The sequence below is a fragment of the Streptomyces sp. CRN 30 genome (assembly GCF_034105845.1).
The window spans coordinates 1-14,327 of record NZ_JAVRHI010000133.1; the positions used below are offsets into that span (position 1 = coordinate 1).

At 71.9% G+C, this 14,327-nt stretch carries 15 protein-coding genes and 1 pseudogene; 9 read left to right on the forward strand and 7 right to left on the reverse strand.

The genetic code is table 11. The features are described from left to right. Window positions 1-383 (forward strand): annotated as a pseudogene (locus tag UW392_RS12645) (histidinol-phosphate aminotransferase family protein); the annotation flags it as partial. Window positions 384-387: 4 nt separating this feature from the next. Here the strand turns inward: UW392_RS12645 and UW392_RS12650 are convergent. From UW392_RS12650 to UW392_RS12660, 3 genes are all read right to left on the reverse strand, one after another. Beyond that, window positions 388-1,821, reverse strand: coding sequence for a family 43 glycosylhydrolase (locus UW392_RS12650; protein WP_320775028.1), 1,434 nt, complete (start codon window positions 1,819-1,821; stop codon window positions 388-390). Next, on the reverse strand, window positions 1,803-2,771 hold the full coding sequence (locus tag UW392_RS12655; protein ID WP_320775029.1) for an arabinan endo-1,5-alpha-L-arabinosidase: 969 nt from the start codon (window positions 2,769-2,771) through the stop codon (window positions 1,803-1,805). Before UW392_RS12655 ends, UW392_RS12650 begins: the two co-directional genes overlap by 19 nt. Before the next feature lie 159 nt (window positions 2,772-2,930). Further along, window positions 2,931-3,284: an antibiotic biosynthesis monooxygenase gene (locus tag UW392_RS12660; protein ID WP_320775030.1), complete on the reverse strand. Its 354-nt coding sequence runs from the start codon at window positions 3,282-3,284 to the stop codon at window positions 2,931-2,933. Window positions 3,285-3,357: 73 nt separating this feature from the next. On the opposite strand from UW392_RS12660, the gene UW392_RS12665 reads away from it, so the two are divergent. Then, window positions 3,358-4,590, forward strand: coding sequence for a hypothetical protein (locus tag UW392_RS12665; protein ID WP_320775031.1), 1,233 nt, complete (start codon window positions 3,358-3,360; stop codon window positions 4,588-4,590). Window positions 4,591-4,637: 47 nt separating this feature from the next. On the opposite strand, the gene UW392_RS12670 is transcribed toward UW392_RS12665, so the two are convergent. Continuing rightward, on the reverse strand, window positions 4,638-5,072 hold the full coding sequence (locus tag UW392_RS12670) for an ATP-binding protein (protein WP_320775032.1): 435 nt from the start codon (window positions 5,070-5,072) through the stop codon (window positions 4,638-4,640). A 127-nt stretch (window positions 5,073-5,199) separates the two neighbouring features. On the opposite strand from UW392_RS12670, the gene UW392_RS12675 reads away from it, so the two are divergent. Continuing rightward, on the forward strand, window positions 5,200-6,009 hold the full coding sequence (locus UW392_RS12675; RefSeq protein ID WP_320775033.1) for a helix-turn-helix transcriptional regulator: 810 nt from the start codon (window positions 5,200-5,202) through the stop codon (window positions 6,007-6,009). After that, window positions 6,006-6,197 carry a DUF397 domain-containing protein gene (locus tag UW392_RS12680; RefSeq protein ID WP_320775034.1) on the forward strand — a complete coding sequence of 64 codons (192 nt, stop codon included), beginning with the start codon at window positions 6,006-6,008 and terminating at the stop codon, window positions 6,195-6,197. The genes UW392_RS12675 and UW392_RS12680 overlap by 4 nt, the downstream gene beginning before the upstream one ends. A gap of 72 nt (window positions 6,198-6,269) precedes the next feature. Here the strand turns inward: UW392_RS12680 and UW392_RS12685 are convergent, their stop codons facing one another. Next, the gene (locus tag UW392_RS12685) at window positions 6,270-6,824 is read right to left on the reverse strand and encodes a TetR/AcrR family transcriptional regulator (protein WP_320775035.1); all 555 of its coding nucleotides are present in this window, start codon (window positions 6,822-6,824) and stop codon (window positions 6,270-6,272) included. 73 nt (window positions 6,825-6,897) lie between these two features. On the opposite strand from UW392_RS12685, the gene UW392_RS12690 reads away from it, so the two are divergent. Both UW392_RS12690 and UW392_RS12695 read left to right on the forward strand, forming a co-directional pair. Then, a complete protein-coding gene (locus UW392_RS12690; protein ID WP_320775036.1) occupies window positions 6,898-7,422 on the forward strand; it encodes a GNAT family N-acetyltransferase in 525 nt (174 codons plus the stop codon). A 112-nt stretch (window positions 7,423-7,534) separates the two neighbouring features. Next, window positions 7,535-8,302, forward strand: a complete 768-nt coding sequence (locus tag UW392_RS12695; RefSeq protein ID WP_320775037.1) for an intradiol ring-cleavage dioxygenase — start codon at window positions 7,535-7,537, stop codon at window positions 8,300-8,302. A 30-nt stretch (window positions 8,303-8,332) separates the two neighbouring features. Here UW392_RS12695 and UW392_RS12700 read toward each other — a convergent pair whose 3' ends face one another. Beyond that, window positions 8,333-8,923, reverse strand: coding sequence for a TetR/AcrR family transcriptional regulator (locus tag UW392_RS12700; RefSeq protein WP_320775038.1), 591 nt, complete (start codon window positions 8,921-8,923; stop codon window positions 8,333-8,335). A 134-nt stretch (window positions 8,924-9,057) separates the two neighbouring features. Here UW392_RS12700 and UW392_RS12705 point away from each other — a divergent pair, with 134 nt between their 5' ends. Next, entirely contained in the window at window positions 9,058-9,954 is an 897-nt protein-coding gene (locus UW392_RS12705; RefSeq protein ID WP_320775039.1) for an SDR family oxidoreductase, read from the forward strand. Window positions 9,955-10,039: 85 nt separating this feature from the next. Here the strand turns inward: UW392_RS12705 and UW392_RS12710 are convergent, their stop codons facing one another. Next, window positions 10,040-10,969 carry a sulfite exporter TauE/SafE family protein gene (locus tag UW392_RS12710; RefSeq protein ID WP_320775040.1) on the reverse strand — a complete coding sequence of 310 codons (930 nt, stop codon included), beginning with the start codon at window positions 10,967-10,969 and terminating at the stop codon, window positions 10,040-10,042. 233 nt (window positions 10,970-11,202) lie between these two features. Here UW392_RS12710 and UW392_RS12715 point away from each other — a divergent pair, with 233 nt between their 5' ends. Then, on the forward strand, window positions 11,203-13,857 hold the full coding sequence (locus tag UW392_RS12715) for a beta-galactosidase (RefSeq protein WP_320775041.1): 2,655 nt from the start codon (window positions 11,203-11,205) through the stop codon (window positions 13,855-13,857). 99 nt (window positions 13,858-13,956) lie between these two features. Beyond that, window positions 13,957-14,319, forward strand: coding sequence for a hypothetical protein (locus UW392_RS12720; RefSeq protein ID WP_320775042.1), 363 nt, complete (start codon window positions 13,957-13,959; stop codon window positions 14,317-14,319). Window positions 14,320-14,327: the final 8 nt, after the last annotated feature.

The window sequence follows — 14,327 nt, forward strand, 5'->3', positions numbered from 1 at the left end:
TCCCCGCCGCCGCCCCCGTCGCCCCCGCGGCGGGCGGCGCCGGGATGCCGGTGCCGGCCGCGGCGATGCCCGCGCCCGCGCCCCAGCAGATACCGCAGCAGATACCGCAGCCGGTACAGCAACCCGCGCCCCAGCAGGTACCGCAGCAGATACCGCAGCCCGTGCCGCAGCCCATGCAGTTCCCGGCTCAGCAGCCGATGGCGCCGGCGGCGCAGGTCCCGGCGGCGATGCCGACCGGTCCGACGCCACCCGGCGTCCCGGCCCGGGGCGGCCTCACCGCCGCGCAGGTCCGCGGCACCAACGGCCTGGAGGCAGCCCCGGCCACGGGCTGGCCGGGGCCGCAGAGCTGGCCGAACGCGGCGGGGATGGGACAGGCGGGCTAGCAGATCAGACCGGGCTGAGCCGCCACTGCTGGCACGTGTTGTTCAGCCACGTCCACTGGCGTACGTCCGCCGAGTCGGCCGTGGAGCAGTTCGCCACGTCGGCGACCTTTCCGGTGGCCTGGTTGACGATGCGGACGTGACCGCTGTCGGTCGCGAGGAACCGGAACCGCTGGCAGGTGTTGTCCAGCCAGGACCACTGGCGCAGGTCGGCGCCGTCGGCGGCCGAGCAGTCGGCGGTGTCGAGGACCTTGCCGGTGGCGACGTTGACGAGGCGGTGGGTGTCGTCGCCGAGGTCTTCCAGCCGCCAGCGCTGGTTGCTGCCGCCGTTGCAGGTGTACTGCGCGACATTGGCACCGTCGGCCGTGGAACTCCCGGCCACGTCCAGGCACTTTCCGCTGTTGCGGTTGGCGACCGTGTACGTGGTGGAGGTGGTGGACGGTTCGCCCGAGGGGCCGGTCATGCCCGCCCCCAGCCGGGCCGGTGTGCCGAGGTTCGGGGTGCCGTCGGAGTTCCAGGTGAACTTCTGCGCCCGGGTCGTCCGCCCGTTGTCGCAGCCGTCGGAGGAGGAGTCGTTGGCGTGGTAGACGATCCAGCTCTCGGTACCGTCGGGCGAGGTGAAGAAGCCGTTGTGGCCGGGGCCGTAGACGCCGTTGCCGTCACTGCGCTGGAAGACGGGCGTGGACTTCTTGGTCCAGGAGGAGGCGGCGGCCGGGTTCGTGCCGGTCAGCTCCAGTTGCCCCAGCTTGTAGTCGGGGGTCCAGCAGCCGCTCGCGGAGTAGATCATGAACGTGCGGCCGTTCCGCTGGAGTATCTCCGGGCCCTCGTTGACCGTGCCGCCGACACGTTCCCAGTCGTACGTCGGGGTCGAGACGGTGGTGAAGGAGGAGCTGACCGTGTACGGGTTGGACATCCGCGCGGCGACGATGTTCTGGGTGGAGCCGCTGACGCTGCCGAAGAGGTAGAGCTGCCCGCCCACGGTGGCGACGGTCGGGTCGAGCATCCAGGAGGAGTTGAGCTGCCCCTTGTAGGTGTACGGACCGAGCGGGTCGCTGCCGCTGCTCTCCAGGACGTGGCTGCGCTGGGTGGGGTTGTAGTCGGAGACGTTCTGCCCGGCGACGTAGTACAGGTACCAGCGGCCGTTCAGGTAGTGCAGCTCCGGGGCCCAGATGTTGCAGCAGCGGGAGGCGGCGTCGCCCTGCCACACCTGCACGCTGGGCGCGGTGGCGAGGCCGCCCAGGGTGGGTGCCTTGCGGATGGTGATGACGTCGGTCCAGCTCGTCGACACCAGGTAGTAGCTGCCGTCGTGGTAGGCGATCCAGGGGTCGGCGCCCTTGACGGACTTGACGGGGTTGCTGAAGGAGGCCGCCTGGGCGGAGGACTGCCCCAGGGTGAGCAGGAGCAGGACGGCGGCCAGCAGGGTCAGTAGGCGACGGGCCATCCGCTGCTCCAGTTCAGGAGGTTGATGCCGAGCTTGGGGGTGCCGTTGTCGTTGCCGTCGTAGTAGTGGTAGACGATCAGGTCGCCGTCGACGTCGTTCATGATCGACTGTCCGCCGGGGCCGATGACGCTGCCGTGCGACTCCAGGACCGGCGTCCCGCCGTTGTTCGTCATCGCCACGCCGTTCTTGTCGTAGTACGGCCCGGTGACGCTGGTGGCGCGGCCGACCTTGACCTTGTACGTGGAGCTGGTGCCGGCGCAGCACGTGTCGTACGAGGCGAAGAGGTAGTAGTACCCGTTGCGCTTGACGACGTACGGGGCCTCGACGGCCTTCGTCCCGGTGGGGCGGGAGGCGAGGGAGTAGCGGGTGGTGTTGGAGGAGAGCTGCTTCCCGGTCGACGGGTTGATCTGGATCATCTTGATCCCGGTCCACCAGCTCCCGAACGACAGCCACCACTTGCCGTCGTCGTCGACGAAGAGGTTGGGGTCGATGGCGTTGTAGTCGCTGGAGGAACTGGAGGTGTAGACGGTGCCGTAATCCGTCCAGCTGCCGGGCTGGCCTGTGGTGGAGCCCGCCAGCCCGATGGCGGAGGTGTTCACGCCGAACTTCGAGACGGAGTAGTACATCAGGTACTTCCCGCCGTGGTACGAGATGTCCGGCGCCCAGGACTCGGGGACGGAGCTGTACGTCGACCACCAGCTCGGCTTGGCGGAGAACGCGTCCGCGCCCGCGCTGAACGCGGTGCGGTCGGTGGAGGACTTGCTGGAGATGCCGCCGCCGGTGGCGTAGAGCAGGTACTGGCCCGAGGACGTGCGGATCATCGTCGGGTCGTGGGTGACGACCGAGCCGGTGACGTACCCGGGGTTGGGGTACGCCTGGGCCGTGCCCGGGAGGAGGGCGAGGAGGGCGGCTGCGGGGAGGGCGAGGAGGGCGGTGCGTCTGCGGCTCATACGGGGCTCCTTGCGGGGGGGGGTGAGGGCTCGCGGTGCACACTGTCGTGCGCATGACAGTCGTGCATGTGCGACATATCGAACGGCGATCGCAAGTTCGAACGGGACCGTAGAATCGAACCTCTTGCGCGTCAATGGTTCGCGCGAACAGTCGCCGCCTTACTCCCGCGTGAAGTCGTGGCTGCGTTCCACCTTCGCCACGTGCACCGTGTAGCTCTCGTACCACTCGGCGCGGCCGCGTCTCTGTGCCGCGCGGTGCTCGGCGTCGGTCCGCCACTCCGTGAGGGCGTCGGCGTCACGGAAGTAGCCGACGGTGATGCCGAGCCCGCCGGGGGTCTGCGCGTGGTCCATCCCCAGGAAGCCGGGGACGTCCTTCACCAGCTCCTCCATGCGGGCACTGGTCTCGCCGTAACCGTCCTGGGCGCCCGTCTTCACCGAGGTGAACACGGCGGCGTAGTAGGGGGGTTCGAAGGCCGGCACGGGGGCGACAGGGGTGTCCGGGTGATCGCTCATGGCGTCACCATAGTGATGCACGTGGCGGCCGTGAACCATGGCCGTGGACGCATCACGGGAGAGCGGGGAACACATGGACTCGACCAGCATCACCAGCATCACCGCGCGGCTCGACGCGGTGCGCGGAGGTGATGTCCGTACGCGTGACCGGGTGTGCGACGAGGTGGTCGCGGAGTTGCTGACGGCCGGGACGCCACCGGCCTTCGAGGTGCGGTCCGCCGATCTCCGCGGCGACCCCTTCTTCATCTGCGCGGACCGGTACTGGCGCGGCCGGTTCGAGGAGCGGCCGACGGCCGGTACGGCCCTTCGGTGCGCGCGCTGGATGGCACGGCACGTCCGGGAGGAGAGCTGGGGCGTGGTCGCCGAACAGTGGGCGCTCGGCAACGGCTTCCTCAACCGCGGCAGCGTGGAGTCCGCGGAACAGGTCGCGCGGGCCCTGGCCGACGCCACCGACGGGGCGACGGGCGCGGCGGCGGAGCGCGTCGCCTTCTTCCTCACCCTCTACCAGGCCGGCAAGCTCCGGGCGAACTTCTGCTTCGACGAGTTGCACGGGTTCCTGGCGTACGCCCCGTCGGCCGTGGCCGCCGGCTCGCTCCGCGCGGCGCCGGTGTACACCGCGCTCCAGTCGCTCGCCGCGTTCGGCAGCCGGTCGCTGACGGTCGCGTACGCCTCCGAGCTGCTGGAGCGGGCCTGGTCCGCGCCGGACCGGACCCGGCACACGGTGGACATATGCCTCAACGGGCTGGCCTTCGCCGCCCCCTTCGACGGGCAGGGAGAACTTCTGCGCGCCTACGCGTCGCTGGCCGTGGAGGGCTGGCCCGACGACCACACCTTCCACTCGCGCCTGGCCACGGGACTGCACATGTGCGGCCGGCACGACGCGGCGCTGGACAGTATCGACACCGCTTTCGTCCTGCTGGCGGCCAGCCCCACCGCCAGCCTCGGCGTCCTGCAGAACCAGTATCTGACCCAGCGGGACGCCATCCAGGAGGGCCGGCTGCGGGCACTGCGCGACGCCGAGCAGCAGGCCCGCTGGGAGCGGCAGGACGCCGCGAACACGCAGTTGGAGCGGTCACTGCACACCTCTTCCGTGCGCGCCGTCGAGGTGGTGGCCGTCTTCACCGCCGCCATCGCCTTCGCCGTCGGATCGCTCCAGGTCACCCTCACCGGGGACCTGCCGCTCTCGGACCGGTTGTGGCTGCTGGCCGCGCAGGGGGTGGGCCTGGCGCTGTTCGCGCTGCTGATCGTGGGCGGCACGTGGGTGATCACCCGGAGCCATCGGCGCGGGCGGAACGGAGGCGAGTGATCGGCCGCCCGCGCGGGCCGCGCGCAGAAGGCCCCGGCTGAAACGGCTCACGAGCATCTGAGGTCGGCCCGCACGGTCTTGGCCGGCGGTTCGCCGTCCACCACCTCCCAGCGGTCCGCCAGCGCCTCCACGAGCATCAGGCCCCGGCCGTGCTCGTCGAGCGGTCCCGGTGGACGTACCGCCGGGCGCGGCGGGCCACTGTGCGTGTCGGTCACCTCGATGCGGAGGATGCGCGGCAGCAGGGTGAGGCGGAGTTCGAAGTCCCGGCCCGGTACGCGGCCGTGGGTCACGGCGTTGGCCGCGAGTTCGGCGACGATCACGGCGGCACGGTCGGAGACGTCCGCGCCGTACGGGATGCCCCACATGTCGAGCTGGTTGCCGGTGAGCCGCCGGGCGAGGCGGGCGCCGCGCGGGGTCGCGCTCAGGCGCTGGATGAACACACGTACGGTGACGGGACCTTGACGTGCGGGTGGTGCGGTCATACGTCCACTGTGGCCCTGTCGGGGCCCACCCCACCAGGCCACGCCTGCGTACGCTGCGTGAGCGTACGTAGTCACGGGGTGGACGGTACCGGTTACCTGCCGTGACGATGGTCACGGAGGTGACCCTGTGGTCGATGAGTCGTCGGACAGCCTGCGGACGTTCGGGGCGGTGGTCCAGGCGTTGCGGGAGCACGCCGGGTTGAGCAGGGAGGAGTTCGCGAAGGGGGTGCAGTTCTCGAAACACACCGTGGCGTCGGTGGAACTGGGGAGGCGCCTTCCGGATGTGTCGTTCGTGGAACGCGCGGAGGAGATTACCGGCGGTACGGGAGCCATACGGAAGGCGGTTGCACATCTGGTGCGCCAGCCGGGACTGGCGGTGTGGTTCCGGCGCTGGGCGCAGTTGGAGCGGACCGCGATCACTCTGTGCACGTACGACTGCCGCATGGTGCCGGGGCTGTTGCAGACCGAGGCGTATGTGCGCGCACTGGCCGCCGACCAGTTGCCACCGATAGACGACGCTCAGATCGAAGAGCGGTGGGCTGCTCGCATGGAGCGACAGAAACTGCTGGTGGAGCGACCCAACACCGCGTTCAGCTTCATCTTGGAAGAGTACGTGTTCCTACGCCGCACCGGCGGCACGGACGTGACACGGGAACTCATCGGCCATGTGCTGGAGGTGGCGGAACTCCGCAATGTCGAGATTCAAGTGATGCCTCTGGTCTCGCCGTTCCACTCCGGGTTGCAGGGCCCGATGCGACTGCTCGAAACCCCGGAATTCAAGTGGTTCGCCTACAGCGAGGGGCAGGAGAGCGGTCAGCTGATCACTGACCCGAAAGCGATCAGCATCCTGCAGAGGCGGTATGCGAGTATGCGTTCACAGGCTCTGTCGCCTCAGGACTCCGTGAGCCTGTTGAAGCAGATGCGAGGAGATCTATGAGCACCTCACAACTCACCTGGTTCAAAAGCAGCTACAGCAGCGCGTCCGGCGATGACTGCATAGAAGTAGCCACCTCCCCCGGAACCATCCACGTCCGCGACTCCAAGGACGTGACCCTCCCCCACCTCACCCTCTCCCCCACCACCTGGACCGGCTTCCTCGCCCGCCTGCCGGCGCAGCGTCCCTGACCGCTGGGCCACCAGCGAGTCCCCACGTGCCGTCGCGCGGGGTCGGCGAACCGACCGGTCGGCCGGACCCGGTCAGCGGCTCAGCAACGCGAGCTGCAACCGCACCGCCGACCCCACCCTCTCCTCGTCCCCCGTGGCCAGCAGGTCCAGCAGCGCGCCGCGCAGTACCGCCAGTGCCAGGGTGCGGCGGACCTCGTCCTCCTCGGACGCCGCCAGTACGCCGAGCCAGTCGTCCACCGTCGCCCTCGCGAACCCCGCCCACGGCCCCTCCGGCTCGACGAGGGAGCGTGCGTACGCCTCGGCCCACAGCCGTAGCAGCGGCCGGTGGGCGGGGGCGGACAGCCATGTCCACACCCGCTCGGCCGTCGCGGGCAGACCGGCCGGGCGGCCGGTGTCGCGCAGGCTCGCCAGGAGGGCCAGTTCGTCGGCGCGGGCCCGCTCCAGCAGGGCCCGCACCAGCCCGTCCTTGTTGCCGAAGAGGAACATCAGCACGCGCGTACTGGAGCCGATCGCCTCGGCCAGCGGGCGCAGCGACAGACCGGCCAGACCGTGGGTGAGCGCGTACGCGTACGACGCTTCCAGCAGTTCGGTCCGGCGCGCGGACGGGTTTGCCGTTGTCGGGGACACGGATCTAGCCTAGTGCCACTGACACACTCGTGTCAGTAACAGACGGGAATCACCCGCTACGGAGTGTGCGCGCATGCCTCATGAAGCTTCCCCACGGCAAGCCGTGATCCGCCCCGCCGACCGCCCCGGCGACCTCGGCTGGGTCGTCATGGCCCACGGCGAGCTGTACAGCGAGCAGTTCGGTTTCGGCCCCGGCTTCGAGGCCCTCGTCGCCAAGGTCGTCGGCGATCACGCGGCGGACCACGACCCCGCCACCGAGCGCGCGTGGATCGCCGACGTGGACGGTGTCCGCGCGGGCTGCGTGTTCCTCGTCGCCGGCGACCGCCCGGATGTGGCCAAGCTGCGCGTCCTGCTCGTCACCCCGGCCGCCCGCGGCCTCGGCCTCGGCTCCCGCCTCGTGGAGCACGCCCTGGCCTTCGCCCGCGAGGCCGGCTACCGGCGCGTGACCCTGTGGACCACCGACAACCTGACGTCGGCCCGCCGGATCTACGAGCACTTCGGCTTCGCGCTGACCGGCTCCGCACCCCACCGCGGCTTCGGGCCCGACCTGGTCGGGCAGACCTGGGACCTCGACCTCCGCGACAGCGCCGCGGCCTGACCGGCACCCCGGAGGGGCGACGTCCGGTTCTGACCGACCCCGGACTTGACACCCCGTCACTTTGCCCAACTCACAGGCCACTGCCAGGTGATCTCCCTACGGTGCCGTGTTCATGACAGACAACACCGACCCCCACATCCGGCGCCGTACCGTCCTGTTAGGGACGGGCGCCACCGCCGCCGCCCTCACCGTCGGCGCCACCGCCGCCTCCGACCTGATCGGCGACAAGGAGCCGACCGGCCTCGACCGTGCGGAGCCCGTCGCCGCCGCGGCCGTCTGCACCCTCACCAAGGAGCTGACGGAAGGCCCGTACTACCTCGACGGCGCACTCGTACGCGCCGACATCACCGAGGACAAGCCCGGCATCCCGCTGGACCTGGTCCTCACCGTCGTGGACGACGGCACCTGCGCCCCGATCGGCGACGCCCTCGTGGAGCTGTGGCACAGCGACGCGCTCGGCGAGTACTCCGGCTTCGTCGGCAACAACGGGCACCAGGAACCCGACAACGGCACCTTCCTGCGCGGCGGCACCCTGACCGGCAGCGACGGCGTCGTCCGCATCAGCACGATCTACCCGGGCTGGTACCGCGGGCGGGCCATCCACATCCACGTCAAGGTGCACACGGACGTCACCCTCACCTCGAACGGCTCGTTCAGCGGCGGGCAGGAACTGCACACCGGGCAGCTCTTCATCGCCGAGTCGATCACGACCGCGGTCGCGCGCGTCTCCCCGTACTCGACCAACACGGTGCCGCGCACCTCGCTCGCCCAGGACGGCATCTACGGCAACGGGGGCGCCGCCGCGGGCCTCATGACCGTGACCGGCTCCACCACCGCCGGCTACACCGGCAGCCTGACCCTCGGCATCGACCAGGGCTGACACACCCGCCCCACCGGGGAGGCGGCGGCGTCACGGTGCCCCTGGTGACGCCGCCGCCTCCCCGGCCAGCCGGAGGAGTTCGCGGAACACCTCCGCGGCTATGTCCGCGAAAGCCCGCTCCTCCCCCTCGCTCACCCACCGCGCGAACGCCACGCCGAACAGGGCCATGCCCGTCTGCGCCGCCACGGTGGCCGCGAGGTCCGCCACCCCCCGGGCGCGCAGGGCGTCGGCGAGCGTGGTGGCGAGGGACGCGATCTTGCACAGTTCGCGCTCCTGGAGGGCGGGGTTGGAGTCGATGACGGACGCGCGGGCCCGGGAGTGCGGCCGCCGCTCCTCCGAGAAGAACGGGGCCGCGGAGCGCACCGCCCAGGCGACGGCCTGGAGCGGGGGCGCGTCGGGCGGCGCCGCGCCGAGACCGGCGAGGAACGCCTCGGCGAGCCGCTCCTGCCCGTGGAAGAGGACCTCGCGCTTGTCGCTGAAGTGCCGGAAGAACGTCCGCTCGGTCAGCCCCACGGCCTGGGCGATCTCCGTCGCGGTCGTGCGCTCGTAGCCGCGGGTGGCGAACAGCTCCAGCGCGGCGGCCTGGAGCCGCTCCGGCGTCCCCGGTTCCCATCTCACCATGGCCCCCAGTCTAGTGATGGCAGTTCCTGACATACAGGCGTACAGTGATGTCTGTGACTGACGTCAGTCACAGACATCACATCGCAGACATCACATCGCAGACATCACTGCACTGTTCCTGTAGGAGTTCCGCCATGCGCGTTTTCGTCACCGGAGCATCCGGGTGGATCGGCTCCGCCGTCGTCGACGAACTGCTCGCCGCCGGTCACGACGTCACCGGCCTGGCCAGGTCGGAGGCGTCCGCCGTCAAGCTCGAGAGCAAGGGCGCGTTCGTCCGGCGCGGCGACCTCGACGACCTGGCCGGCCTGCGGGCCGCCGCCGAGGCCGCCGAGGCCGTCGTCCACCTCGCCAACAAGCACGACTTCGTGAACCAGGCCGCGACCAACGCCGCCGAGCGGGCCGCCGTACGGACCCTCGCGGACGCGCTGGTCGGCACCGACCGTCCGTTCCTGCTCGCGGCGGGGATCGCCGGGCTCGCCGAGGGCCGCCCGGCGACCGAGGCCGACCCCAACCCCTCCCACGGGCCCGACTCGCCGCGCGGCGGCACCGAGAACCTCGCGCTGGAGTACGTCGGCAAGGGCGTGCGCGCCGGCAGCCTGCGCTTCCCGCCGACCGTGCACGGCGCCGGCGACCACGGGTTCATCTCGGTCATCGCCCAGGTCGCCCAGGAGAAGGGCGTGTCCGCCTACCCCGGCGACGGCACCAACCGCTGGGCCGCCGTCCACCGCGGCGACGCCGCCCGCCTGGTCCGGCTGGCCCTGGAGCAGGCCCCGGCGGGTGCCCTGCTGCACCCGGTCGCCGAGGAGGGCGTCACGACCCGCGCCATCGCCGAGGCGATCGGCCGCGCCTACGACCTGCCCGTCGCCTCGGTCGACCCGGCCGAGGCGCAGAGCCACTTCGGCTGGATCGGCGCGTTCTTCGCGATGAACGGCGCGGCCACCAGCCACGTCACCCGGGACCTCCTGAAGTGGACGCCGACCGGGCCGACGCTCCTTGAGGACATCGCGGCGGGGGCGTACGGGGGGCGGTGACCGGACGGACCGCGCGCCGCGCCCGCCGCGGGTCAGCCGGCCGCCGGCCCGCCCCGGGTCAGCCGGCCGCCGGCTCCCGCTCCGGTCAGCCTGCCGCCGGCTCCCGCTCCGCCTCGAAGGAGGATGCCGGTGCCGTCGCCGCCTCCGCCGCCCGCTCCCGCCGGTGCGCCCGGATCGAGTAGGCCAGGGCCGCCGCCCACAGGGCGTACAGGGCGACGTAGAGGAGGACGGCGGGCGCGCCCGTCACCTCCGCCCAGTCGCTGTTGATCAGCGTGCGGACGTTGGTGACGATGATGACGCCGCCCACCGCCGAGCCGAGGACCCGGGGCGGGAAGATACGGACCAGCCACGCCGCGATCGGCGCCGCGACCAGGCCGCCGAGGAGGAAGGCGAGGACCCAGGTCCACTCGATGCCCTGGGAACCCAGAGAGAAGAGGAAACCGAGGCTCGCGGCGATCGCCACCAGGAATTCGCTGGTGTCGATGGAGCCGATCACCTTGCGGGGCTCCAGCCGGCCGCTGGCGAGGAGGGCGGGGGTGCCGACCGGGCCCCAGCCGCCTCCGCCGGTCGCGTCGAGGAAACCGGCGACGAGGCCGAGCGGGGTCAGGAAGCGCCGGCGCAGCGGCTTGCCCAGGCGGTCCTTGGGCAGGCCGCGCAGGGTGAAGCGGGACATGACGTACAGGCCGAGGCCGAGCAGGATCAGGGACATCACCGGCTCGGCGACCTCGGTGGAGAGCCGGGAGAGGACCGTCGCGCCCAGGAAGGACCCGACCGCGCCCGGCACGCCGATCTTCGCGACGACCTTCCAGTCGACGTTGCCGAACCGCCAGTGCGAGGCGCCGGACATCAGCGTGGTGCCGATCTCGGCGAGGTGCACGGTGGCGGAGGCGGCGGCCGGGTTGGTGCCCATGGCCAGGAGCAGCGTGGTCGAGGTGACGCCGTAGGCCATGCCCAGGCTGCCGTCGACCAGCTGGGCACCCAGGCCCGCGAGGGCGAGGAGTATCAGCGTGCGCATGAGGGTCCTTTCCCGGCTTTCCTACCGGATTTATGGGAAACGCCGCGGGCGAGATGCTAGGACACCAATCTGAGCGGGGCCTTAGAGTCGGAGAGCGACTGGCGCGCCGCCGGTGAAACCTCTTCCCACCTGGTCATATGACCATTGGGGGGTCGGCTGTACAGAATGGGGCCGCACATGAACAGCGCATGAACCCGCGCCGACTGGAGGCGCTCGATGGGAGGCGCTCCGCCTTGGAGCTGACCAGACGTACCTTCAGCGCCCTCGCCGGCACCACCGTTCTCGGTCTGGTGCTGGGCGGCGGGAGCAGCGGCGCGGTGCCCGAGGGCGCGGGCGGGACCGTACCCACCGGGCCGCCGCCGCCCCGGCCCCGCGCGGACGGGCTCCGCCACCAGGTCGGCCGTGACCGGTACTCGCTGCTGGTCGACGGGCGGCGGCTGGTGCTGTGGCCGGGTGAGTTCCATCCGTTCCGGCTGCCGAGCCCGGCGCTCTGGCGGGACGTGCTGGAGAAGATGCGGGCGCACGGCTACAACGCGGTCGAGGTGCCGGTGGCGTGGAACGTCCACTCCCCCGCGCCCGGCCGCCACGACTTCAGCGGCGTCCGCGACCTGGACCTGTTCCTGCGCACGGCCGCCGAGACCGGGCTGTACGTGGTGGTGCGGCCCGGCCCGTACATCGGGGCCGACGTGGACGGCGGCGGGCTGCCGGGGTGGCTGGCCGGGACCGCCGCCCGGCTCCGGACGACCGACGCGGAGTACCTGCGCCACGCCGACGCGTGGCTCGCCGCGGTCGACGCGCGGGTCCGCGGGCACCTCTACACGCGGGGCGAGGGCACGGTGCTGCTCTACCGCCTGGAGGAGCCCGGGGACTCCGCCGGCGCCCGCGCGCTGGCACGGCACGTACGCCGGACGGTGCGGGCCCACGGCATCGACGTACCCCTGGTCCCGGGAACGACGGAGCCGGTGCGCAGCTCCGACCTGGAGGAGGAGCGGCAGCGGCGGCTGGCCGGGCTCGCCGGCGGGACGGTCGTGCCGGTGGGGTCGCTGGCCTACGGCGGGATCAACCTCGGGTGGCTCGGCGCGCCCGCGCTGCCCAGCCGGTACGACGACGGCGCCGCGCTCGACGGAGGCCGCAAGCCGACGGACCGGCTGGGGCCGGTGCACCAGCTCGGCCAGCTGGTGCGGCACGTGCCGGACTTCGCCCGGCTGGAACCGGCGGCCGGGGTGCGCGCGGCCGACGACCGGGTGTCGGTACGGCACCTGGCCAACCCGGACACCGGCACTCAGGTGTACGTCCTGACCAACGACTCCGACGAGCAGGTGACGACCGCGCTCCCCGGAACCCCCGTGGCGGCGCCCGTCACCGTCGCGGCGCGGGACGCCAAGCTGGTCGCCGCCGGGATGTCGATGGGCGGGGAGCGGAAGCTGGCGTACTCCACCGCGCAGCCCATGATGTTCCTGAGCGTGGGCCGGCAGGACATCGCGGTGTTCGTGGGCCGGCGCGGCGAGACCGCGCAGGTGACGCTGGACTGCCCGAGCGAGCCGGAGACGATGCGGCTGGACGCGGAGGCGGCGTGGGCGTACGACCACGGCAGGCTGAACGTGTCGGTGCCGGTCGGCGTCGGCGGGCTCGCCCGGGTGTCCGTGGTGGGCGGCGGCTCCGACCGGACGCTGATCCTGCTCTTCGCCGACGGCGCGGCGTCGCTGCGGATGTGGCCGTGGGAGACCGGCACCGGCAAGGTGCTCGTCTACGGTCCGGCGCTGCTGCGCGGCGTCGAGCTGAGCGGCTCCACCGCGAAGCTCACCGGTGACGTGCGGGGCGCGACCGGCCTGGAGGTCTGGGCGCCGCACGGCATCACCGGGGTCACCTGGAACGGCACCGCGCCGACCGTGGCCGTCAGCCGGGCCAACAGCCTGACGATCGAGGGTCTGCTCCCGGCGGCGCCCGCCGTCGCGCCGCCCGCGCTCGGCACGTGGCGGCGGCGGGCCGGGAACCCGGAGTCCGACCCGGACTTCGACGACGGCGACTGGACGCGCGCCGACCGCACCCGGTCCCACAGCGCGACCCCCGTGCCGAAGGGGCGGCCGGTTCTCTTCGCCGACGACTACGGCTGCCACTACGGCGACGTCTGGTACCGGGCGCGGCTGACGGACGCCGCCGGGCTGGAGAAGGTCTCCCTGGCCCACCGCACCGGTCCGGACGGCTGGGTGGCGGCCTGGCTGGACGGCACGCCGCTGGGCACCGGGCGAGGCGCGGACGGGGAGACGAGGACGGTCCTGCGGCTGCCCCGCAAGCTCCGCGAGCGGTTCAAGGACCGGGAGGAGGCGGCCGTGCTCTCGGTGCTCGTGCGGCCCGGTCCGCACGACGCGCGCAAGACGGCGCGCGGCCTGACGGCCGTGGACTTCCCGGGGGCCTCGGCGGAGGCGGAGTGGCGGCTGCGGGGTGCGGCCGAGGCGGACCCGGAGCGCGGGGTCCTCAACAACGGCGGGCTGCACGGGGAGCGGGCCGGCTGGCACCTGCCCGGGTACGACGACGCGGAGTGGACGGAGACGGCGGCGCCCCACGGCGGTGCGCGCCAGGGCGAGACCTGGTACCGGACCGGTTTCCGGCTCGCCGTCCCGGCCGGGGTCGACGCCTCGTTCGGGCTGGTCCTGGAGGACGCCGGGAAGGGCCGCGCCTACCGCGCGCAGATCTTCCTCAACGGCTGGAACATCGGCCAGTACGTCGGCGACCGGGACGGCGCGCAGCACACGTTCACCCTGCCGAACGGCGTGCTGCGCACCCGGGGCGCCAACACCCTCGCCCTCGCGGTGCTCTCCGACGGGACGACGGGGAGCGGACCGGCGACGGTACGGCTGACCGTCCTTGGCACGGCGTCGACCGGCTGAGGAGGAGCGGGCGGTTCCCGTCGACCCGCCCGGCACCCGGCGCTACGTTGCCCCCCAGCGAGCGTCCCGGAACCCGTCCGGGACCCGGAAGGGGGCGACATGCCCGGCTGGGACAGCACCAAGTGCGTCAACGGATACCCCGACCCGTTCACCGAGCAGGACGCCGAGACGGTTGTCAACAGCGCCGACTTCTCGGCTCCTGTCCAGGTCATCAAGTCGAACTCGGGGGAAACACGGACGGCGTACACCTATGTCGAGTACAAGGGCTACAAGCTCTGCGTGGGCGGGCACATCCACCTCAATCCGGACGGCAGTTACAAGGGGCCCGGCAACAGCTTCATCTGCGGTTACGCGAAGTGGGAGATGCTGACGCCGGACCCCGCGACGAAGGTAATCGCCGGGTACACGAAGGACAGCGGCACGTTCCCCGGCAACGACCGCTACCCCCGCCGTATCACCTGAGCCTGCCG